Annotated in this window: 18 protein-coding genes and 2 pseudogenes; 14 read left to right on the top strand and 6 right to left on the bottom strand. The window is 40.2% G+C overall.

The window, feature by feature from the left end:
* The first annotated feature begins 58 nt into the window (after nt 1-58).
* The 10 genes and pseudogenes from H6G41_RS23440 (at nt 59) to H6G41_RS23400 (ending at nt 7,757) form a co-directional block, all read left to right on the top strand.
* Nucleotides 59-1,252, top strand: a complete 1,194-nt coding sequence (locus H6G41_RS23440; RefSeq protein ID WP_190749123.1) for a glycosyltransferase — start codon at nt 59-61, stop codon at nt 1,250-1,252.
* 41 nt (nt 1,253-1,293) lie between these two features.
* A complete protein-coding gene (locus H6G41_RS23435; protein WP_190749121.1) occupies nt 1,294-2,514 on the top strand; it encodes a glycosyltransferase in 1,221 nt (406 codons plus the stop codon).
* A gap of 12 nt (nt 2,515-2,526) precedes the next feature.
* Nucleotides 2,527-3,663, top strand: coding sequence for a glycosyltransferase family 4 protein (locus H6G41_RS23430; protein WP_190749118.1), 1,137 nt, complete (start codon nt 2,527-2,529; stop codon nt 3,661-3,663).
* A gap of 31 nt (nt 3,664-3,694) precedes the next feature.
* A pseudogene (locus tag H6G41_RS36240) lies at nt 3,695-3,907 on the top strand (methyltransferase domain-containing protein); the annotation flags it as partial.
* Nucleotides 3,908-3,940: 33 nt separating this feature from the next.
* Nucleotides 3,941-4,162, top strand: a complete 222-nt coding sequence (locus H6G41_RS35315) for a hypothetical protein (RefSeq protein ID WP_242038024.1) — start codon at nt 3,941-3,943, stop codon at nt 4,160-4,162.
* 5 nt (nt 4,163-4,167) lie between these two features.
* Nucleotides 4,168-4,974: a glycosyltransferase family 2 protein gene (locus H6G41_RS23420; protein ID WP_190749117.1), complete on the top strand. Its 807-nt coding sequence runs from the start codon at nt 4,168-4,170 to the stop codon at nt 4,972-4,974.
* A gap of 123 nt (nt 4,975-5,097) precedes the next feature.
* Entirely contained in the window at nt 5,098-5,844 is a 747-nt protein-coding gene (locus H6G41_RS23415; protein WP_190749115.1) for a Uma2 family endonuclease, read from the top strand.
* A 13-nt stretch (nt 5,845-5,857) separates the two neighbouring features.
* Nucleotides 5,858-6,430, top strand: a complete 573-nt coding sequence (locus H6G41_RS23410) for a YdcF family protein (protein ID WP_190749113.1) — start codon at nt 5,858-5,860, stop codon at nt 6,428-6,430.
* Nucleotides 6,431-6,441: 11 nt separating this feature from the next.
* Nucleotides 6,442-7,062, top strand: coding sequence for a WcaF family extracellular polysaccharide biosynthesis acetyltransferase (locus H6G41_RS23405; protein WP_190749111.1), 621 nt, complete (start codon nt 6,442-6,444; stop codon nt 7,060-7,062).
* Between the two features lie 203 nt (nt 7,063-7,265).
* Nucleotides 7,266-7,757 (top strand): DUF4149 domain-containing protein, encoded by a 492-nt coding sequence (locus H6G41_RS23400; RefSeq protein WP_190749109.1) that lies wholly within the window; start codon nt 7,266-7,268, stop codon nt 7,755-7,757.
* Nucleotides 7,758-7,868: 111 nt separating this feature from the next.
* Here the strand turns inward: H6G41_RS23400 and H6G41_RS23395 are convergent, their stop codons facing one another.
* The 3 genes from H6G41_RS23395 to H6G41_RS23385 form a co-directional block, all read right to left on the bottom strand.
* A complete protein-coding gene (locus H6G41_RS23395) occupies nt 7,869-8,156 on the bottom strand; it encodes a TMEM165/GDT1 family protein (protein WP_190749106.1) in 288 nt (95 codons plus the stop codon).
* Between the two features lie 210 nt (nt 8,157-8,366).
* Entirely contained in the window at nt 8,367-8,795 is a 429-nt protein-coding gene (locus H6G41_RS23390; RefSeq protein ID WP_190749104.1) for a TMEM165/GDT1 family protein, read from the bottom strand.
* 101 nt (nt 8,796-8,896) lie between these two features.
* Nucleotides 8,897-9,247 carry a YkgJ family cysteine cluster protein gene (locus H6G41_RS23385; RefSeq protein ID WP_190749102.1) on the bottom strand — a complete coding sequence of 117 codons (351 nt, stop codon included), beginning with the start codon at nt 9,245-9,247 and terminating at the stop codon, nt 8,897-8,899.
* 300 nt (nt 9,248-9,547) lie between these two features.
* On the opposite strand from H6G41_RS23385, the gene psb30 reads away from it, so the two are divergent.
* Complete coding sequence (gene psb30, locus H6G41_RS23380; RefSeq protein ID WP_096642123.1) at nt 9,548-9,670, top strand: photosystem II reaction center protein Ycf12/Psb30; 123 nt, start codon at nt 9,548-9,550, stop codon at nt 9,668-9,670.
* 65 nt (nt 9,671-9,735) lie between these two features.
* Here the strand turns inward: psb30 and H6G41_RS23375 are convergent, their stop codons facing one another.
* A complete protein-coding gene (locus H6G41_RS23375) occupies nt 9,736-11,883 on the bottom strand; it encodes a DHH family phosphoesterase (protein WP_190749100.1) in 2,148 nt (715 codons plus the stop codon).
* A 123-nt stretch (nt 11,884-12,006) separates the two neighbouring features.
* On the opposite strand from H6G41_RS23375, the pseudogene H6G41_RS23370 reads away from it, so the two are divergent.
* Together H6G41_RS23370 and H6G41_RS23365 are read left to right on the top strand one after the other, a co-directional pair.
* Nucleotides 12,007-12,222: pseudogene (locus H6G41_RS23370) on the top strand (sensor histidine kinase); the annotation flags it as partial.
* Between the two features lie 162 nt (nt 12,223-12,384).
* A complete protein-coding gene (locus tag H6G41_RS23365; RefSeq protein ID WP_190749098.1) occupies nt 12,385-18,378 on the top strand; it encodes an AAA family ATPase in 5,994 nt (1,997 codons plus the stop codon).
* Nucleotides 18,379-18,385: 7 nt separating this feature from the next.
* On the opposite strand, the gene H6G41_RS23360 is transcribed toward H6G41_RS23365, so the two are convergent.
* Nucleotides 18,386-18,811, bottom strand: a complete 426-nt coding sequence (locus H6G41_RS23360) for a hypothetical protein (protein WP_190749096.1) — start codon at nt 18,809-18,811, stop codon at nt 18,386-18,388.
* Between the two features lie 298 nt (nt 18,812-19,109).
* Here H6G41_RS23360 and H6G41_RS23355 point away from each other — a divergent pair, with 298 nt between their 5' ends.
* A complete protein-coding gene (locus tag H6G41_RS23355) occupies nt 19,110-22,118 on the top strand; it encodes a GAF domain-containing protein (protein WP_190749094.1) in 3,009 nt (1,002 codons plus the stop codon).
* A gap of 43 nt (nt 22,119-22,161) precedes the next feature.
* On the opposite strand, the gene sbcD is transcribed toward H6G41_RS23355, so the two are convergent.
* Complete coding sequence (sbcD, locus tag H6G41_RS23350; RefSeq protein WP_190749092.1) at nt 22,162-23,415, bottom strand: exonuclease subunit SbcD; 1,254 nt, start codon at nt 23,413-23,415, stop codon at nt 22,162-22,164.
* Nucleotides 23,416-23,737: the final 322 nt, after the last annotated feature.

The raw sequence follows: 23,737 nt of genomic DNA, 5'->3' as shown, positions 1-23,737 counted from the left end.
AATTTGATTTAATTTTTTAATGTAATTATTTAATCTCAAAAATACCAATCTTATCAAAATGCAAACTCATTCTAATGGAAAGCAATTTCATTTGTGGCTTCCTAACATTTTTCAATTTAAAGGTGGTATCCAGGTTTACTCAGCGTTTTGCTTACAGTCATTGCAAAGGCTTTATCCTCGAAGTCAGTATGAAGTTTTTCTCAAGCATGATGTAAAAACATCATCGGATATCTCTTATTTGCCTACGACTCGATTTCATTTCTCTGGAACTTGTCCGCTAAAAATTCGTACACCTGTCTTTGCTAGCAAAATCATCAGTCAGGCTCTTTTAAAGCGCCCTAACTTAATAATTGCAACTCACCTCAACTTCACTACGGGTGCCTACTATCTAAAACATCTCAAAAATATCCCTTACTGGACAATTGCTCATGGAGTAGAAGCTTGGAATATTAATAATCCTACTTTAAAAACTGCGCTACACCATGCAGATCTAATTTTGTCCGTTAGTAGTTACACCCGCGATCGCCTGATTAAAGAACAAAACATTGATCCACGTAAAATTTCTATCTTACCCAACACATTTGATCCCAACCGTTTTCAACCTGCACCAAAACCTCAGTATTTACTTGAACTATATAAACTCAAACGAGAACAACCAGTTATATTAACGGTGGCAAGACTAGCAAATGTTGAGCGCTACAAAGGATATGACCAAATTTTAAAAGCGCTGCCTGACATTCGTTCGATTATTCCTAATATCCACTACATAATTGTTGGTAAAGGAAATGACAGAACAAGAATTGAAGAATTAATTGCCCAATTAGGTTTACAAGATTGTGTCACGTTAGCTGGATTTGTTCATGATGAACAGCTTTGTGATTACTATAATCTCTGTGATGTTTTTGCTATGCCTAGCAAAAGAGAAGGGTTTGGTATTGTTTATTTGGAAGCACTAGCTTGTGGCAAGCCTGTTTTAGGTGGTAATCAAGATGGAGCAATTGATGCTCTTTGTCATGGCGAACTTGGTGCATTAGTCAATCCTGATGATGTGAAGGAAATTGCTAATACGTTAATTCAAATTCTACAACGAAGCTATCCTAACCCTTTAATATATCAGCCAGAAAAGTTACGCCAAAAGGTAATTGATACCTTTGGATTTGAGCGTTTCCAAAAAACTCTGGCTAGCTATTTAGATTCCCATTTTTCAATCCATAACAACGATGCTGATTTTGAGCATAAATTGGTTGTGTAACTAAATTAAATTTTTATATTTTATTTTCAAATAAAGCTAAAATGTCAACAACTGCCACATTAGTTGATAAATTTCGTGTTTGCCAAGTAGTCGCCAGTATAAATGAAAATGTTGGTGGGCCTGCTTATTCAGTTACTAATTTAGCTCAAGCATTATGTCAACATCATATTAGTTCTCATCTATTCACCCTTGATTATCAATCTCACGGCAAACAAATTTTTGCGAATGGAGTTAAAATTCACAGTAAGGAAGCTTTAAAATTAGCAAAATATTTTAGAGGTTTTCAACCGCAAGCTGCTAATTATTTGTCAAAATTAGCATCAACAGATTTAGATTTAATTCATAATCATGGTTTATGGATGTTTCCTAATCTTTATGCTCGGCAAGCAGCAGTTCGTAATAAAGTTAGCTTAGTAATTTCTCCAAGGGGAATGCTAGAACCTTGGTCATTAAATAATAGCTGGCATAAAAAATGCTTAGCATGGATATTATACGAACAAAAAAATTTAAATAGTGCCACAGCTTTTCATGCCACATCTGCTGAAGAGGTAAATTCAATTCGTAGATTAGGATATAAGCAGCCAATTGCATTAATTCCTAATGGAATTAGTGTTCCTGCTATTAATAATCAACCTGGTAGACAAATATTAATTAACAATTTTCCTGAACTAGTTAATAAAAAATGGTTACTTTTTTTATCAAGAATACATCCTAAAAAAGGTTTAGATAATCTATTAGATGTTTGGCATTCTCTTACTAATCATTTTCCTGAGTGGCATCTAATTATTGCTGGGCCAGACTTAATCGGCTACCGAGAGAAGTTAGAACTAAAAGTAGAAAAGTTAAATTTGAGGCAACAGGTCACTTTTACTGGGATGCTATCAGGACAACAGAAATTTTCTGCACTCAGTAATGCTGACTTATTTGTTTTACCAACTCATTCAGAGAATTTTGGCATTGTAGTAGCAGAGTCTCTAGCTTACGGTGTCCCAGTGATAACTACCAAAGGTGCTCCTTGGGAAGATTTACAGTATTACGGATGTGGTTGGTGGATTGAAGATAATCAGCAAGCACTAAAGGTTGCTTTATTTAATGCAATGCAGATGTCTGTTATAGAACGCCAAATAATGGGTTTGAAAGGGCGAGATTTAGTAGAAGCTAAATACTCTTGGAATTCAATAGCAAAGGAAATGGCAAATTTCTACCAGTGGATTCTCCATGGTGGTGAACCTCCCAATTGTATTCAATCTTATAATTCTTAGGAAGGTACGACAGTGATTATTAACATTGCAACAGGCCCTTGGCTGCCTGTTCCTGCTGTGCAAGGAGGCGCTATTCCTAGACTTTGGCAAGGTTTAGCAGAAGAATTTGCGGCTAGAGGCCATGACGTAAGGATTTTATGTCGTTCTTATCCTGGGCAGCCTCAAACAGAGGTAATTAATGGTGTGCAATACATTCGATGTGGAGGAATGCCACAAAGTACCAATATTATTTTGGATCTACTCAAAGACTTTTTCTATGCCTTGTTGACATTTCCCACATTACCTCCAGGCGATATTTTAGTTATTAATGATTTTTGGTTACCTATATTTGCCGCTCTGCGTCCTACAACAGGCAAGGTTGTAATTAATGCCAATCGCTATCCTAAAGGACAGTATTGGTTATATGCAAAAACTACTTTTTTTGCTGCTGCATCACGAGCTATACAAGAAGCTATTGCTAAAGAATATCCTGCTGCTATACACCGAATGGGAATTATCCCTAACCCGATTGATACTTGTATATTCTCACCAAATACTCAACCAAAATTAGAAAATAAAGAAAAAGTTATTTTGTATGTAGGTAGAATTCATCCAGAAAAAGGAGTTCATCTTCTTTTGGATGCATTTTCAATATTATCTCAACAAATCTCTACAGTAAAATTGAGGATTATTGGCCCTATAAAAGAAAATCAAGGCGGTGGAGGAGAGCTATATTTACGTAATCTTCATTCTAATTCTAAAGGTTTAAACGTTGAATTTTTGACACCTATTTTTGATGTGTATAAGCTAGCTGAAGCTTATCGAGAGGCAGATGTATTCTGCTACCCCTCATTGGCTGAAAAAGGTGAGTCTTTTGGAGTTGCACCCTTAGAAGCAATGGCATCTGGTCTTGTACCAGTTGTGTCAGACTTAGCTTGTTTTGGAGATTTTATTCAAGAAGGACAAACTGGATACTTTTTTAATCATCGGAGGGTTGATGCTGCTAAAAATCTATCAGAAAAATTAGCCTTAGCAATAATTAATTGTGAGGCTGATAGCACAATGAGCATACAAGCTGCTCAAAAGGCAAAAGAATTCAGCTATAAGCAAGTTAGTGAATTATACCTTGCTGATTTTCAGCAATTATTAGCAACAGAATCAATAGGTTAGAATCTGCATAAACAGACGATAAAAGCTTTGTATCACAGCAGGAGTAGATAAGCTTGGTAAACTTGGAGTTACAGCTAATCAACATGATATAGAATATATTCCCTATAAGTATACAGATAACTTTTTTGATGAAGTATTTTGGGGTGATAATATAGAACATCTTTTTTTCCCAGAAGCAGTTGCTAAGGAAATATATAGAATTCTCAAACCTGGCGGCAGATTAGTGTTAATTACACCTAATCATGTTTGGATTATTAATAGAATTTATTATCTATTCATGGTTGTTACTAGAAGAACAGAAGGACATAAAATTCCAATTTGGGAATGGCAGTATATTAGGTATTTTAATAAATCTGAAATGCCACGATTTTTAACTTACTGCAATTTTAGTAATAATTCTTCTTTTTATGGCGATGAGCGTAGACAACCATTTGCAGCTTTAAGCAGATATTTCCCCTTAATTATGGCATATGTCATGGTTGTGAAAGTTCATAAATAATAGATATGCTGGATCAAGTAACTCCTCTCATTCTCACTTATAACGAAGCACCGAATATTGCTCGTACTCTCCAACATCTTGTCTGGGCAAATAAAATTGTCGTGATTGATAGTGATAGCACTGATAACACTATTAATATTTTAGAGTCTTATCCTCAAGTTCAGCTATTTCAAAGGAAATTTGATACCCATTGTTTACAATGGAACTATGGTTTAGAAAAAGTTGAATCTGAATGGGTTCTTTCCCTTGATGCAGATTACATCGTTACGGATGAACTGATTGCAGAGATTAAAAACCTGTCTCTAGATTCTACTATTGATGGCTACTTTGCTAGATTTAAATATTGTGTATTCGGCAAACCTCTGGGAAGTACTATACTACCACCACGTCAAGTATTATTCCGGAAATCTAAAGCCATTTATATTGATGATGGCCACACTCAACTACTAGAAGTTAAAGGTCAGTCTAGTAAATTATCAGCGTATATGTACCATGATGATCGCAAACCCTTAAGTCGTTGGCTATGGGCACAGGATCGTTATATGGTGATTGAAGCTCAGAAATTGCTAGAAACACCAAACAGCGAACTCAGTTTAAGCGATCGCATCCGTAAACGAAAAATCCTTGCACCCATTATTATCTTGTTCTACTGTCTAATCCTTAAGGGAGGAATCCTCGACGGTTGGCGCGGTTGTTATTATGCATTCCAGCGAGTATTAGCAGAAGTTCTATTGGCAATTCATCTAATTGAAGCGGAAAAGTTAAAACATGATTCTGCTGCACAAATTGAGAAGTCGATGCAATATCAGTGACATCTTCGTATCGCTCAGTATTAATCCATTGCAAATAGCGATCGCTCTTATCCCAGCTTTAATAAATTCTAGTCTGTATAATAGTAAGAAATCGACCCTGCTAGCGATCGCCTAAATCAGACCATGACAGTTCTACAAGGTCACCCGGCAAATGCCTTACCCCCGATTACCTGGCAGAAACTAGCTGCTGATTTTCCTTTGCCCGATGAACCTGTGGAAAGTAACCTGCAACCCCTGTTAGCCGCCGCCCTGCGAGAATCCCTAGAATTAGCAGGTTTGATTCTCGAATCAATGTTGATTGCTTCTAATTTTGGTATTTGTGCTACCGTCGGTGACAAAACTATCGTTAAAGCCCCCGATTGGGTTTATGTCCCATCGGTTTATCCCCTACCTTCAGGAGAAATTCGCCGCAGCTATACTCCCCATGCAGAAGGAGACAAGCCAGCTTTAGTCATGGAATTTATCTCCGCTACAGAAGGAGGAGAATATTCAATTAATCCCCACTATCCTTATGGTAAGTGGTACTTTTACGAACAGATTTTAAAAATTCCTGTCTATGTAATTTTTCATCCGCAAATTGGAGTATTAGAAACTCATTTATTAGAGCAGGGTAAGTATCAACAACAATCCCCAGATGAAAACGGACGTTTTTGGATAGAAGCCTTGGGTTTATTTTTAGGCCTGTGGATAGGGAAAAAAGCAGAATTAGAGGGCTACTGGCTACGCTGGTGGGATCGATCTGGTAATTTATTACCTTGGGGAAGTGAGTTAGTAGAACAAGAACGTCAACGTGCAGAACAAGCAGAACAAAAAGCTGGTAAATTAGCACAAAGACTGCGAGAAATGGGGATTAATCCTGAAGAAATTTAGCTTTTTTCCCATAATGAAGCGATTGCATAGACAAATCAGAAAATATGGGCTATTAACTTTAGCCACTATGATTCTGGTGTTGTTGAGCGTCATTCCTATCCGAATTGCGATCGCATCTTACCAAGCCCCCTACCCTCAAGCTATTCTTACCCTTGGTGGCGGTTCAAATAGAGAAAAATTCACTGCCCAATTTGCCCAAAACCACCCCACTCTAGATATCTGGGTTTCTAGTGGTATACGCCCAAAGCTAGCCCGTAAAATTTTTGATAACGCAGATATCCCTAACAGTCGTCTTTACCTTGACTATCGTGCTGTTGATACAGTTACTAATTTTACTTCTCTGGTATTTGAGTTTAAACAACGTCATATCCAGCATCTATATTTAATTACCTCTGACTTTCACATGCCAAGAGCAGCATCCATAGCCATTCTAGTTCTTGGTAGCCAAGGCATTACTTTTACCTCCATTTCCATTCCCTCCAACCAACCTAGAGAATCTACTGTCCACATTCTCCGAGATATTGGCCGTTCCTTCCTCTGGATTATCTCAGGGCGTACAGGAGCTAGCCTCAATCCTAATATTTAAGTAACGATTTTATGCATTTAAATAACTATTCTCTTGGCAGTTATACTCCTGGCGCACCTTACTGGAAACAACTGTTGTGGTACTTTTTGGGTTCACCTATAGTTGAGAGTAATTGGCTACCTTTTTCAACTTTCAAGGTTTGGGTACTTCGCAGTTTTGGCGCTAGCATTGGTAAGCAAGTCCGGATTAAACCAGGCGTGCGGGTGAAGTTTCCTTGGCGTTTAAATGTTGGTGATTTTGTTTGGATTGGGGAAAACACTTGGATTGATAACCTTGCGCCTGTCATTCTTGAAAGCCATGTATGTCTATCACAAGGGGTCTATCTTTGCACGGGTAACCATGACTGGTATCATCCAGACTTTAAACTGATTCCTGCACCTATCCACATTCACGAGAGTAGTTGGATTGCAGCTAAGTCAGTAATTGGCCCTGGGGTGACAGTTGGGCGAGGTGCAGTGCTGGCTTTAGGGGGAGTGACAGGGCGATCCTTAGAGCCAATGATAATTTATGCAGGTAATCCGGCTCAACCTATCAAGAGTAGAGTTCGGGAAAAAGTAGAAGATGTACTTGAAATATCCGTCGCAGATGAATTCATTCATACCCGCCACGTTCTTGAAGAGACTAGAGACTAGGGACTAGGGATTAGGAAACTAATGACCAATGACTAATACGCTATTTTAAATAAAATTATTACATTGCATTTTTAAGTAATAAAACTCAATAATCTTGCTGTTTTTATCCCCAGTTGCAATTGCTTTGTAAAGGATAATTGATAAGTGTTGTCAAACTCATGCCTACAGCTCGAAACTAGAGATACAACACAGCAATTATTCTTATGCTTACTATTTCTAACGTTCAATTCAAGCAGTCCTTTTGGCGACCTGCTGTCCTATTAACTTTAGGCTTTTGGCTTAGTGCTAGCTTACTTTTAGATTGGGTAATTATGCCTAGTCTATACATTTCTGGCATGATGACTCAAGCTAGTTTTTCTACAGTTGGCTATGTGATTTTTTGGAATTTTAATCGTGTGGAATTATTATCGGCGGCTGTAGTATTAACTGGTGTACTAGCTCTAAGCCAAACCCATGCCAACTGGCGGCGCAACGGTATTATTTTGTCTGTGCTGCTGCTAGTTATAGCGTTGCTTGATACTTATTTTTTAACGCCACAGATGAGTGCGATTGGCGTAAGTCTCAATGCATTTGATGCGGAAAATACTATTCCCGCAGCGATGAATTTGCTCCACGGTAGTTATTGGGTGTTGGAAGTTACCAAACTGATAGCTGGTGGTTTGCTTTTAAACTGTTGTTGGAAACAGGAAGCTTAAGATTGCAATCTTAAGCGATCATCTTCAATAAAATTAACTAAAATTAGGGGGTACAACATTGTTGTGCCCCCTAATTGATATATGGTAATTATTTTGCCAGTTTTGTATTGACTATGCCGATTCTTCAGAGTCATTAAAAAATAACAAGCGTATGGCGAGTATAGCAAATCCTACAGCCGCGATCGCTTTTAATAATCTTGTGGGTAAAACCTCTGCAACGGCTCCCCCGGCTAATGCTCCTAATAAACTAGTTAATATTAGAGCAAGAGCAGTAGCAAAAAACACAGCACGCCGCGATTGACTGCGTCCAGAAAGAGCGATCGCTGCTAGCTGGCTTTTATCACCTAATTCTGATAAAAAAACTGTAATAAAGCTTAGTCCTAAAAGATGCCAATCCATATTATTTGTTGACGGTTGACTGTTGACGGTTGACTGTGGTTACTGAGTCTCGACTATGCGGTAATCGAGCGAAGTCGAGATTCAACTACCGCGAAGCCAAAGTGTTGACCACTAACCACTGTACGGGCGGGTTCACAGATATCCTCAAATATTCATAACGATCTCCCTTAAATCCGCCCCTACTGACCACTGACCACTGACTATTGACTATTAACCAATCAATACATCCCAAAACAGCATGATGGAAATGAGCAATAACATCACACCTGCTGATTTCTCTACAGTTTTGGGACTTAGCTTAGTGGCGATCCATCCTCCTAAGAGAACTCCTAATAAGCTGGTGGTGATTAATGCAGCCGCAGAACCCATAAATACTACCCAAGGCGCGTGAGATTCTGCACTCATCAATAAAGTAGATAGCTGAGTTTTATCACCAATTTCTGCGAGAAAAATGGTGATGAAGGTAGTAGCAAAAATCATCGCTACTGATTCTGGCTTTTTGGGACTATCGGCTACTACAGGCTGAAGCTGCTCAATGGTTGCGGTCGTAACGTTAATGTCGTTACTGTCTTTTAGTTCTAGCTGGTTTTCAGTCTGAGATATACCAGAAAGGCTTGGTGGTGCAGAATCAAGTTTCACGGGCAGTAGTTTGATTACTAGATTGTTTTCATATTTCTCTCATTTTCTCAGATTGTTGTAATAAATTGCAACTAGATCAGTTGTCAGTTGCTTGAGTCTGATTAAAAACCGACGGCTTTGTTGAAGCGGATCAGTTCCAAACTGCGATCGCCATATACCCCTTCTATTTGTTGGCGACAGCAGTCAATGGCAAAATCGTTTAACTCTTCTGGTTCAATACCATACATATCTTGAAATATTTCTGATTCCACGCGACAAAAACGCGGGCGATTGGCGTAAATGCGACATTCTCGCGTGATATGGTCAAAATTGACGCACCATCCGCCTTCACCTACCATGCTCATGTAAAGTTCTAGTTCTGCGGGTGTCAGATAATCTTCTATCTCTGGACGATCTGCTGGGTCAAGATTACAGCAGGCTCCACATTGCTTAATACATTGCCAAGTTGTCATAATTTTTAGTCAGTTGTCAGTTGTCATTAGTCAGTAGGGGCGGGTTTATGTGAGATCGTCATGAATTCGTGAGGATATCTGTGAACCCGCCCGTACAGTTGTCAGTTGTCAGTTGTCAGTGGTCTTTCTCTACTCCCTAATCCCTAGCCTCTAGCCCCTAGACCCTTATCTTACATTTTTGTATTTTTTTCTATAATTTTGTTAAGTAAATTAAATCTGGCGCTCCTTCGCCGGATATGATCGATTGCGGGTTTTGCAATTTGAAGTTATTGAATTTTTTAAAACAATCGGGAGGATAACATGTTTGAGGCTCTAGCTAATATCAATTGGGAAGTTATTTTTCAACTGCTGTTTGTTGGTCTCATTGTACTTGCTGGGCCAGCTGTAATCTTTGTCCTAGCATTTCGTAACGGCGACCTGTAACAGTATTGCGTTACTGAAGTTCAGAGCAGCAGTTTGAGCTGCTCTGATGTTCGATGTCTGGAAATTCAGAATTTTTGGTTCAGCACGGATAAAGCCTGAAGTGCAGCTTGAATGATGTTGTCATACTGTGGTTGACAAATATCAACTTCTTTGGCGTCTTCACGGCTATTCCCCAGTAAACCAATTGTATGTCCTGGTTGCATAACTAAGACTTTGCCTTCTGGATTTTTAATTCTTAACTCTGGTAAAGAACCCTGGTGAAAGATTCCACAACTGTATTGACGTTGTTTGTACTCAAAATTGGTTCTTAAGGGTTGAGTTGATGGGGTAAAAAATAGGTGAGACTGTGTATTCAGCCTCAATCCTAGTAGTTCCATCTCAATGGTGGTACTGCCATTAAAGTTATTTTCTCGTAATTTATAAGCAACATCGACGCGCGAGGGTAGGGGGTAGTAGTCGCGCCAACGCCAAGCGATCGCTTTAATTTTATACTGTTGTCCATCAATAGTTTGGGCAAGTGTGAGTTTGATATGTCCTTTCCCAACTATTTGTTGTTCAACTACTTGCACATTCGGCGTCCAGAAGACTGGATCGGGATTATCGATACCGCAGGGATGCAAAGCATTGATCTGTTGGTAAAGCTGGTAATTGATTTCACTAAAGTTGACTTGGGTGTCAATTTTCAATAATGGCTTGAGGTGCTGGGGTTCTAAGCATTGATTAGCAAATTCAATTAAACGCGATCGCAATTTGCCTAAATTCACCGCAGGTAAAGAAAATCCGCCAGCAGCCTTGTGTCCGCCATATTTACCTAATAAATCGTCACAAGCTTGCAAAGCTTCAAATACGTGAAATTCAGGAATTCCCCTGGCGGAACCGCGAATATGGGTGTCATCTTCATAAGTACCAATAAACACCGGCACACCATAGCGTTCTACCAAACGAGAAGCGACAATTCCTATCACACCATGATGCCACTTTGGTTGCACAACAACTAATACTCTGTCTTCCGGGAGTGAAGTGATAAATTCAGTTTCCACATAAGCGATCGCTTCTTGTTCAATTTGCTCGCACATTTCTTGGCGCTGTTGATTCACCGATTCGCACTGCATTGCTCTTTCCAGGGCAATTCCCATATCATCTGTGGTGAGTAAATCAATTACAATCTGCGGATCGCCAATTCTCCCGATCGCATTAATTCTCGGCCCCAAACGAAACCCAATATCCTCAGGCTTTAACGATTTTGGATTTTGGATTTTGGATTTTGGATTGATCTCAACTTCTTCTGAATTTTGAATTTTGTAGCGCTCTGCGCTTCCCGCAGGGTATTTTGAATTTTGAATTGTTTCACTCCCCTGAACTCCCGCCATTTGAATCAACGCCTGTATCCCTGGTAAATGGGATTTGGGTAAAAGTTGTAAACCGCGTTTTACCCAGCGACGGTTAACGCCTGTTAAGGGAGCTAAATCTGCGATCGTGCCCAAGGTAAATAATGCTAACATTGGCTGAACTAAACCCCGAATTTCGCCTAGCTGTTGTGCTAGGGATACAGCCAGAATATAAGCGACACCGACACCCGCAACGCCGCGATAGGGTGAAGATTCAGCGATTAATTTTGGATTGAGAATAGCATTTGCGGGTGGTAATTGTTGGGGAATGTCGTGATGATCGGTGACAATTACCTTTAATCCTAATTCTCTGGCTCTGGCGATGGGTTCATAAGCGGAAATTCCGTTATCAACGGTGAGAATTAACTCTACGCCTTCACTGTGGAATTCTTCAACAATGCGTTTATTAATGCCATAACCATCGTGCATTCGGCTGGGAATAGCATAATCCACCTTAGCACCCAGAGCGCGGAGACTGCGCAACAGTAAAGCGGTGCTAGTCATTCCATCAGCATCGTAGTCACCGCAGATAGCAATTTTTTCTTCTAAGGCGATCGCATTTTGCAATAACTCCACACTCAGCGCCAAATCTGGGAATTCTTCTAAAGGCGCAGGTAAAATTAAAGATTCTGGCTCTAAAAAGGCTTGTGCTGCTTCTAAGCTTTCAATCCCTCGGTTAATCAAAAGCTGGCTGACAATGGGCGATATCTGACTGGACACAGCCAACTTTTGGGCAAATTCGGCTTTTTGTGGGTAAATTTGCCAACGCTGATTGGGTAAGCGCCTACGAGGTTTTAATGTTTCTGAGCGAGCAATCTCTAGCACAATCAAAGTTAAAAGTTATTCCTCATAACTCATAGCGTAAACTGATTGATTTTGCTAGTTGTTAACATCATTCTTTCCATTTTTAGGGGTGAAATTCTGGAGGCGATCGCTAACCAAGTCTAGATTAAAATTCGCGATCACGGTAAAGGGATAGGTGCAGAAGTCCAAGAGAGAATCTTCGACCATTTATTTACGACAAAAGCAGTCGGTAAAGGTACGGGGTTAGGACTAGCGATCGCCCGACAAATTGTCGCAGAAAAACATGGCGGTCAAATTAAAGTAAATTCTGTTTTGGGAGAGGGAACGGAATTTATTATTTCCCTACCGATTGCTGGTTAGTTTTTTTGATGGTTGACGGTTGACGGTTAACGGTTGACTGTGGCCGCACTGCGATGTCGAAGGGAGTTTGTCGAAGTGTGGTCTATCGTTAACAAACATCTGGCTAATGGGAATAATAGTTTCACGAATCAAAGCCCAATTTGTGCCATGAGGTATATTGAGATGACGACTGAAACCTACACACCAATTATTCCCGGATATCAGATTTGCTCTCAATTATATGCTGGCACAAGAACCAAAGTCTATCGAGCTATTCGCGAATTAGATAAAGTTCCAGTAGTCATCAAAATGCTAGCTGTGGAATATCCTAGCTTTCACGAATTATTGCAATTTCGTAACCAATATACCATTAGCAAACATCTCCACATTCCCGGAATTATTCAGCCTCTATCCCTAGAAACCTATGGCAATGGTTATATTTTAATCATGGCAGATACGAGGGAAATTTCTTTACGGGAATATATTCAAGATAATACTATTTCCCTGATCGAGTTTTGCCAAATTGCGCTCCAACTAACCGATATTCTCCATGATTTACACCATAATCGGGTGATTCATAAAGATATTAAACCTGCAAATATTCTCATTCACCCCCAAACAAAGCAAATCCAACTGATTGATTTTAGTATTGCCTCTTTATTACCTAAAGAAACTACAGAAATTCAAAATCCCCATGTATTAGAGGGGACACTCGCTTATATTTCTCCAGAACAAACCGGGAGAATGAACCGGGGAATCGACTACCGCAGCGATTTTTATGCTTTGGGTGTGACATTTTATGAATTATTGACTGGAGAATTGCCATTTATTGCTCGCGATCCGCTGGAGTTGGTACATTGTCATCTGGCGAAACAACCAAATCCAATTAACAATGAAGCCATCCCTCAGGTAGTGGGGGATATTGTGATGAAGTTGCTGGCGAAAAATGCTGAAGATAGATATCAAAGTGCTTTGGGATTAAAGCATGATTTAGAAATTTGTTTAACCCAACTTAAAGATACAGGGGAAATTACAAATTTTGCGATCGCTCAGCGGGATATTTGCGATCGCTTTTTAATTCCCGAAAAATTATATGGGCGCAAATTAGAAGTCAGCACCCTACTGCAAGCCTTTGAGCGTGTCGCCAATGGCACATCGGAAATGATGCTCGTAGCCGGGTTTTCGGGGATTGGGAAGACATCTGTAGTCAACGAAGTCCATAAACCCATTACCCGTCAGCAAGGCTATTTTATTAAAGGTAAATTTGACCAATTTAATCGCAATATCCCTTTATCAGCCTTTGTGCAAGCTTTGCGCGATTTAATCGGGCAATTATTATCAGAATCGGACGCACAATTGCAAATATGGAAAACCAAGTTTTTGGCTGTTGTGGGCGAAAATGGCCAGGTTTTAATTGATGTAATTCCGGAATTAGAAATCATTATTGGTAAACAACCCCCAGCGCCAGAATTATCGGGGAAAGCCAGCGAAAATCGATTTAACTTATTGTTCCAAAATTTTATTGCCGTTTTCACGAAAAAAGAACATCCATTAGTCATGTTCCTGGATGATTTACAGTGGGCGGATTTAGCATCCCTACAATTGATCCAGCTGTTGATGCAAGACAATGGGCATTTGCTGTTATTGGGGGCTTACCGAGATAATGAAGTGTCGCCTGCTCATCCCTTGATGTTGACAGTGGACGAACTCCAGCAAGCGGGGACAACAATTAATACTATTACTTTGCTACCGCTAGCTTTCAGCGATACCAATCTATTAATTGCGGATACTTTGCAATGTACCACCGAGCGATCGCATCCCCTTGCAGAATTAATTGCGCGGAAAACTCAAGGTAATCCCTTTTTTATCACCCAGTTTCTTAAAGCATTACATGAAGATGGACAGATTACTTTTAATCACCATCAAGGCTACTGGGAATGCGATATTACTCAAATCAATGCCCTATCTCTCACTGATGATGTAGTAGAGTTTATGGCGCAACAGTTGCAGAAATTGCCCAGCCAAACCCAAAATGTATTGAAGTTAGCCGCTTGTATTGGTAACTCTTTTGATTTGACAACTTTGGCGATCGTTTCTCAGCAGTCTCCGACTCATACCGCTACAGATTTGTGGAAAGCGTTACAGGAGGGGTTGATTCTCCCAGCCAGCCAGAATTATAAGTTTTTTCAGGGTGAAATTGCACAATCAGCTGTTACGGCGCAGTCTGTTAGTTTGACTTATCGCTTTCTCCATGATCGCGTCCAACAAGCTGCTTACAAACTCATTGCAGAAGCTGATAAACAAGCAACCCATTTGGCGATTGGGGAGTTATTGTTATCTAACACTCCCGCCGAGCAATTAAATGCATATATTTTTGAAATTGTCAATCATTTAAATACAGGCATTAATTTAATTACCCAGCCCCAGAAAAAGCTAGAACTAGCCAGACTTAATCTCATTGCTGGGTGTAAAGCCAAAACTGCGATCGCCTATGATGCGGCGGTGAAATATTTCAGCCAAGGGATTGATTTACTACCCGCTGATGCTTGGCAACAACAATACCAATTAACCCTAAATTTGCATCACGAACGTCTGGAAGCAGCTTGTTTACATACAGACTTTGACAAGCTTGCAACATGGGGTGACATGATTTTGCAATCTGCGACTTCGTTGCTAGACACAATCAAAGTCCATGAAACCAGAATGACAGCATTTCGTTCTCAAGCTCAATTTGCCAATGTCGTGGAGATTGGGTTACAGGTGCTGAAATTGCTTGGTGTGGAATTTCCGGCGCAACCGACTGTGGCGGATATTGGCGCAGCCGCCGAGCAAACCAGGCAACTTTGGCAGGAACGGACAGCTTTAAGTTTACTAGATTTGCCAGCCATGAGCGATCCGCATCAACTTGCAGCTATGCAAATCATGAGCAAACTAGTGTCTTCTGTCTACATTGCTGTACCACCACTTTTGCCGCTACTCATCTTCAAGCAAGTGGAAATGTCTATCCAGTATGGCAATTGTGCTATTGCTATTTTCTCCTATGCCGACTACGGATTGATTCTTTGTGGTGTCCTCGGCGATATTGATGCCGGGTATGAATTTGGACAACTGGCATTAAAGTTACTAGACAAGCTGCAAACTACTGCCTTCAAGAGTAGAGCTTACTTTGTTGTTAACAGCTTTATTCGCCACTGGAAAGAACCTCTGCATCAAACTCTACCATCTCTTTTGGCTGGCTATCAGAGTGGCTTAGAAACAGGAGATTGGGAATGTGTAGGATTGAACTTATTGACATATAGTCAGTACTGCTATTGGAGTAGTCGAGAATTAACTGATTTAGCTCAACAAATAGAGGCGCATCGGCAATTCATCAACCAAATCAAACAACAACCCACAATCAACGCTCAACTAGTTTATCAGCAAGCAATTCTCAACTTAATGGGACAGGCGGAAGTTCCCTATTTGTTACAGGGTAAAGTTTTGAATGCTACCCAAATCTTACCCGCTTTACAAGGGGCGAGTGACTGGACTGGGTTATTGTATATTTATCTGCATCAAGCCATTCTCTGTTATCTGTTTGGAGAAGAGGAACAAGCTGCACAACAAATAGCCATAGCAGAAAATTATAGTAATTCCATCGTTGGCTATTTCATGGTAGCTATTCAGGTATTCTATGATGCCTTAATTCATCTGGCGCGCTATGGAGATGTTGGAGATGCAGAAAAATTAGCTCTGATCGAGCGAATCAATACCCATCAAGACAAACTCCAAGGATGGGCGACTTATGCCCCATTTAATCATCAACATCGCTGGGAATTGGTGACAGCCGAACGCTATCGCGTGCAAAGACAACATGCTGAGGCGATGGAGTATTACGATTTGGCGATCGCTAATGCCAAAACCAACGGTTATCTGCAAGAAGAAGCACTCAGCAACGAACTAGCGGCTAAATTTTACCTGGATTGGGGTAAAGAGAAGGTAGCCGCAGGCTATATGCAAGAAGCTTACTATTGTTATGCTCATTGGGGTGCAAAAGCCAAAACTAACGATCTGGAAAATCGCTATCCCCATTTACTACGTCCGATTTTCCAGCAAACAGCACAAACTTTGAATCCCTTGGAAACTTTAGCCTCAATGGTGGGGGTTACTGTTTCAAATCGGACTTCCACCCATAGCGATCGCTCATCTAGTACCAATCTCAATACTGTTCTAGATTTTGCGGCGATTCTCAAGGCTTCTCAAAGCCTGTCGGGAGCAATTCAACTCGATGAACTTCTGCAAAAACTAACTCAGATTATTTTGCAAAATTCTGGGGGCGATCGCTGTGCCTTAATTCTACCCAACAGTCACGGCACATGGGAGGTGAAAGCTATTGCCACACCGGAAACTACACAACTGTGTTCTCAACCCCTAGAAGGTAATCCTCACCTCCCAGTTAAGCTGATTCAGTACGTCAAAAATACGCAAGAACTTGTGCTGATTGACGAACTTAAGACCGATTTAGCGATAATTGATGCATATTTAGAGCAACATCAACCGAAGAGCGTGTTATGCTTGCCAATTCTCAATCAAGGACATTTAATCGGTATTTTGTATTTAAAAAATCGCTCTGCTAGTCGCGTGTTTACTAGCGATCGCATTCTCATTCTCAATTTTCTTTGTACCCAAGCCGCGATTTCCCTAGAAAATGCCCGTTTATATCAAAAATCTCAAATTTATGCCCAACAATTAGAACAATCTCTGGAAATTTTACAGACAACTCAAAAACAGCTACTCCAAGAGGAACAAACATTACAACAACAAGCTTTAGCATTACTTCAGCTTTCCCAAAGTCAAGCTATTACTCAAGGAAAGTTGAGCACAGCATTCCCAGAATTGACGCAAGTCACGGCGCAAACCTTACAAACAGAACGAGTTAGTGTTTGGCTGTTTGATGAACATCACACCAAAATCCATTGTCTGGATTTATTCCAGCGTTCATCTCAAGAACATTCACAAGGATTTGAACTCCAGGTAGCAGATTATCCAGCTTATTTCTGCGCAATAAAGTCACAACCAATTATTGCAGTAGATGATGCTTTGAGCGACCCCCGCACCTGTGAATTTAGTCATGGTTATCTAGATGTATTACATATTGCATCTATGCTTGACTGCGGCGTGCAAGTGGATGGAGCCATCGGCGGAGTTATTTGTTGTGAACATGTGGGAGAAAAGCGTAGTTGGACTCCCGCAGAACAAAATTTCATTAGTTCAATTGCCAATTTAATCGCCCTCACCCTAGAATCTCATCAACGCCAACAAAAAGCGCAACAACTCAAGCAAGCACTTTTAGATTTAAAGCAATCTCAACTGCAAATAGTTCAAAATGAGAAAATGGCATCTTTGGGTAACTTAGTTGCAGGTGTAGCCCACGAAGTCAATAACCCGATTGGTTTCCTCAATGGTAGTATCAGCAACACTCAAGACTATATACAAGACATACTGGCACATCTAGAACTGTATCAACAACAATATCCCCAAGCCACTGCACCGATTCTCGATCACGCCGAAAATATTGATTTAGAGTTTTTGATTGCAGACTTACCAAAACTCCTGGAAGCAATGAAGGGAGCCACAAACCGCATCAAATCTATTAGTACTAGCCTGCGTACCTTCTCCCGTGCTGACACAGATTGCAAAGTCCTGGCCAATGTGCATGAAGGTCTTGAGAGTACATTGTTAATTTTAAAATACCGCCTCAAAGCTAACGAACACCGTCCAGCGATTATCATTCACCAACAATATGGTGTGATACCAGCTATTGAATGCTTTCCTGGTCAATTAAATCAAGTATTTATGAATATCTTGGCAAATGCCATTGATATGTTTGATGAGATGGCTCAAAGCCTGACCTTACAAGAAATGCAAGCCCATCCCCAACAAATTACGATTTCCACAGAGGCGATCGCTAACCAAGTCTACATTAAGATTCGCGATAACGGTAAAGGCATGAGTCCACAAGTCCAAGAGAAAATCTTTGACCATTTATTTACGACTAAAGGAGTCGGTAAAGGTACGGGGTTAGGACTAGCGATCGCCAGACAAATTGTTACAGAAAAGCATGGTGGAACTATTGAAGTGAATTCTGTTTTAGGACAGGGAACGGAATTTGCGATCGCCATTCCCATTACCATTTAAGCGCTAATTAATATACATTAATCCGCCCATCACTGAGCATATGCAGAGCGCGATCGCCTGGGTTGCGTATCCCCGGACGCAGTTCTACACGTAAGGTAGCAAAGTCGCGTTTAGATATCACCGCTTGTAGTGGTAATCCCCCCTCATCCCAGAACACTAGAGAAATGTTCGGCTGGATCTCGTCACCCTGAAAAAATTGTAATTCCTGTTCTGGGCGTAAAGGAATGGGTTCAGTTCCTTGAAGTTTTTCTAGTTTTACGATACCCCTTGTTTTATTAACTACCTCTAAGCGCAGGGATTGTCCGGGTGTAAATTCAATTGGTCGCGGGCCGCATTTAGAAGCACAAGTTCCCGCAAATGTAGCCCTAGGTTGATTAGTGGATGTGATGATAACAGTCACGGCGGCTAAGACAACTGGCAGTAGTTTGGACATAGCACCTAGTATAATTACGTGACTAAAATCATACTCTAGCAAAGTTCTTTCAAGCCTCAGCAGATTTTCCAAAGTTGTGAGAAAAATCCTTACTTCATTGGAAGATGCGCTTGTAGATTTTTACTGACTATTGAAATTTCCTGCTGAGGAAAGGGGAAATATAGAAATAGCTATCTTCTCAGCCACAGATGAATATTGCCTAATCTTGCAGTGTTTCATCATTAGATGTGACATTAGTCGCGCGCGAGAATTTTGGTAGCCAGCCTCTTTGTCCGCAAATTCCCATATCCTCAGAGCAATGGAACTCAATTCAAGCTTGTCAAGCACTCACCTTCAAGAACAACTAGAGCAACAAAAAGCTTTGACTAACGTCATTGTGCGCATTCGCGAGTCTCTTGATTTAGAAACTATTTTTCAAACTACCGTCACAGCATTATTACAATTGCTCAATGCTGACCGAGTAGCAGTTTTTCAGTTTGATCGCCAAAGAGACTGGGAAGGTGAATTTGTTTGTGAGGAAGTTGCACCTGGGTGGGAATCGGTCATAGCAGCTAAAGTTTATGACCATTGTTTTGGCGAACAATTTGCGGCTCAGTATCAACAAGGTCGAGTGCAAGCCGTTGCTGATATTTATGCAGCTGGACTAAGCAATTGTCATGTAGAAATTTTAAGTAAATTTCAAGTCCGTGCCAACCTGGTTGTACCTCTATTAAGGGAAAAACAAGTGTGGGGTTTGCTGTGTATTCACCAGTGCAGTCAGGCGCGTGATTGGCAAGAATCAGAAATTGAATTTATCCGCCAAATTGCTAACCATTTAACTGTAGCTATTCAACAAGCCAAGCATCTACATGATGTTCAACTACAAGCTACACAATTAGCACAAGCAGCTCAACGCGATCGCGTCATTGCTCAGATTGTTGATAAAATTCGTTCACCTTTAGATATCGAAAGTATCTTTGCAATGACAACCCAAGAAATTCGCCAACTATTACAAGCGGATCGGGTTGCTATCTTTCGCTTCAATGAAGATTGGACTGGTAACTTTGTAGCGGAATCTTGTGCAGCAGGCTGGACAGCTTTAGTTGGTGTAGAAGCTGTAATTAATGATACTTATTTACGGGAAAATCAAGGGGGACGCTACGCTGATAATGAAACATTTATCGCAAATGATATTTATCAAGCAGGATTATCAGACTGTCACGTCACTTTATTAGAGCAATTTCAAGCCAAAGCCTTTGCTACATCTCCCATTCTTCAAGGTGATAAACTGTGGGGAATTATTGCTGCCTATCAAAATTCTGCGCCTAGAGAATGGCAAACTTACGAAGTCGAATCACTAACCAAAATTGGCACACAAATTGGCGTAGCCTTGCGCCACCATCAGTTGCTATTACAAGCTAAATACAAAACAGAGCAACAAAAGACTTTAACTGGTGTCATCGCTCGCATTCGCGAATCTCTTGATTTAGATACTATCTTCCAAACTACGGTCAAAGAAGTGCGACAAATGCTTAAAGCTGACCGAGTAGCAGTTTTTTGTTTCGATCCACAACAAGATTGGGAAGGAGAATTTATCTCCGAAGATATAGCTCCTGGTTGTATTTCCGCCATTAAAGAAAAAGTTTACGATTACTGTTTTAGCGAAAGATTTGCACCGCTTTACATGGAAGGGAGAATCAATACAATTGCTGATATCTATCACGGAGAATTTCCCGATTGCTATATCCAAATTCTGGCAAGATTCCAAGTACGTGCCAATATGGTTGCACCTCTATTAAAGCAAGGCGAACTTTGGGGATTACTTTGTATTCATCAATGCGATGCGCCTCGTTATTGGCAACCTTCAGAAATTGAATTTGTGGCGCAAATAGCTGAGCAATTAGGTGTTGCGTTAAAACAAGATTCTTATTTAAAGCAATTTCAAAATCAGGCTGTGCAGCTAGCAGAAGCTAAAGAACGTGAAAAAGCAATGGAAAGACAAAAACTGCTAGCGACAACGATTGATAAAATTCGCCAATCACTCGATATTAAAACGATTTTTAAAACCACAACTCAAGCTGTATTAGAGTTGCTAGAAGTTGAGCGAGTTGCAATCTACCGTTTTAACTCCGATTGGAGTGGTAAATTTGTAGCAGATTCCTTTAAAGATGGTTGGAAACCTTTGCTAAAGCCGCAAACAATTCTCGTAGAAAGCTTTGCAGATCGAGATGACGATAACGAATTTCCTCGGAATGAAACTTTTGTTCCCATTCGCCAAGGCGAACAATTATGGGGATTGTTAGTAGCTTATCAAAATTCCCAACCCCGCTATTGGAAAGATGAAGAAATTAATTTACTTGCTCAAGTAGGCGTGCAGTTAGGAATTGCAATTCAGCAAGGGGAATTACTCGAACAAACCAAACGTCAAACTTTAGAATTGACGCAAGCTTTACAAGAATTAAAACAAACGCAATCCCAATTGATTCAGGGTGAAAAAATGGCTGGTTTAGGACAACTAATTGCGGGAGTTGCTCATGAAATCAATAATCCTGTGACCTTTATTAAAGGTAATCTCACATATTTGCATGAATATACACAAGAACTGCTAAAAGTGGTACGAATCTGTCAACAAAATCAATCATTATTACCAGCAATTTATGAGCAAATTAATGAAACTGAGTTGAATTTTATTATTGAAGATTTACCTAAAACCCTAGAATCGATGCATATAGGAACAGAACGAATTCATCAGATTGTCCTATCTCTGCGCAACTTCTCACGTACAGATGAAGCTGAATTAAAAGCAGTAGATATTCATGAAGGTTTGAATAGTACTTTGTTAATTTTAGGACATAGATGTAAAAATAACTCAGAGCATCCAGCTATTAAAATCATCAAGAAATATGGCGATTTACCTTTAGTAGAATGCTATCCCGCACAACTCAATCAAGTGCTAATGAATCTTCTGAGTAACAGCATTGATGCTCTAGAGGAGAAGTATCTTCATATCCGACAAAAATATTTGCAATTATCAAAACCTTGTCCAGAAGTTCCTTTAACTATTTGGATTAGTACGCAGATAGTAAATCACCAAGTTGTGATTAAAATAGCAGATAATGGTTTGGGTATACCAGAAGAAGTGCGATCGCGCATTTTTGATCCCTTCTACACTACCAAAGAAGTCGGTAAAGGTACAGGACTGGGATTATCCATTAGTCATCAAATCATCGTGGAAAAACATCAAGGTCAAATTCGCTGTTCCTCTCAACCAGGTGAGGGTACAGAGTTTGTCATTGAAATTCCCATCAAATCATTACGAGAAGTCTAAAACAGAAATTATTTTGCTGACGGTTGACGGTTGACAGTCAATCTTAATCAATATTTGCGCCTTCTAACCAAACTTCCACATCATCAGCGAGTAGCTTCTGTGCTGCTTCTAGCATTGAGCCGGCTATATCTTTGAGATCTTCGCGATTACCTAGATATGTTTTTAATGCTTCTATGGGATCGATGCTACTACTTGCTGTTAGTTCGGGAATGCGGGGTCTAGCTAACTGGCTGACTAATTCTGGTTGAATGGTGTAGGTATGAGCAGAACTTAAAGCGCTATGCAATAAGGAGTTATCAATTAAATCTAATTGTTCGGAGCGGAGTTTATAGATTAAGCGGACTACAGCATCTTGAATATCATATTTCGCGATCGCTTTGATTAATGCTGCTTGCGAATCTTCTGCTTTCGATAAATCTACTTCAATTGTCCGAAAAGTCCGCACAGGTAAAGGACAAAACTCCCAATCTGCTTTTCCTGGCTCTAATTCTACAATTACATAACCCTTAGCTTCTTTTTCTTCGCTAAAATCTACCCGTTCAATGCTTCCGGGATATATCACCGGGGGATTATTAGATTTATTCAGGTTTTGATGCTTGTGGACATGTCCCAAGGCGACATAATCAAAACAAGGCCTGGTTAATAAAGATAACGGGAGAGTAAAACCTTTCCCCACCGCTAAAAAGCGTTCGGCTCCCAAGGTAGCATTGTCAGCCATCAAATGTGCTAACAGTACAGTAGGTACATCCGGATCGAGACGGCGAATTTCTGCTTCTAAAACAACTTGTAACCTGTCAGTTAACAGTTGATTGACTTCAGCAATCGATATACCTTCAGTTTCTTGGCGCGTCATTAACGTTGAACGTGTCAGCCAAGGTAGGGTAATGACTTGTACTTTACCATTGCGGGTTTGGATGTTATGGGTTGTTAAGGTATCACCCACCACAAAACCGCGCACTCCCAAGGTGCGGTAAATATTTAAACTTGCGCCTCCCAGTCCTTGAGAATGTTGATCGTGGTTTCCCACCAACAATACCGTCGGAATCTCTGCATCCACCAGACGGCGAAATTGACTAGCAAAAGCTTCTTGGACATAAGGCGGTGGAGTCGCATCGGGAAAAGCATCACCACCAAATATGACTAAATCTACCGGATCGGCGATCGCTCGGTCAATACATAAAGATAATGTATTGACAAAATCCTCTAATCGTGTGTTTAACCCTGTTGTGGGATTAATACGTCCGTGGGAGAAGCTGCTCCCCATGTGGATATCTGAGAGATGGAGGATTTTAATCATAATCGTCAATAGTCAGTTGTTAGTTGTCTTTATTAGTGTAAATACTAATGATTAATCACAGCAGGCTAAAACTCTTTAGCTTACTAAGGTCTTTATCTTCGTTTTCTGATAAATTTTGCTGTAATATCTGAAATTTTGCAGAAAGTTCATTTTATTTTACGAAAATTGGTTCTTCAGTAGCTATTATGCCAAATTATTAGTTATAGCACTCATATAAACACAAAAAAGCATCTTTATTTTGCCAAAAGCCTTATATGTATTGACATCTGAATGGTATTTATTGTTAGCTGTAAATACAAACAGATTATTTTTATGTAAATTT

It is taken from the genome of Tolypothrix sp. FACHB-123, assembly GCF_014697075.1.
In the GTDB taxonomy this organism is placed as follows: Bacteria; Cyanobacteriota; Cyanobacteriia; order Cyanobacteriales; family Nostocaceae; genus Aulosira.
This window is presented reverse-complemented; position numbering and strand designations above follow the sequence as displayed.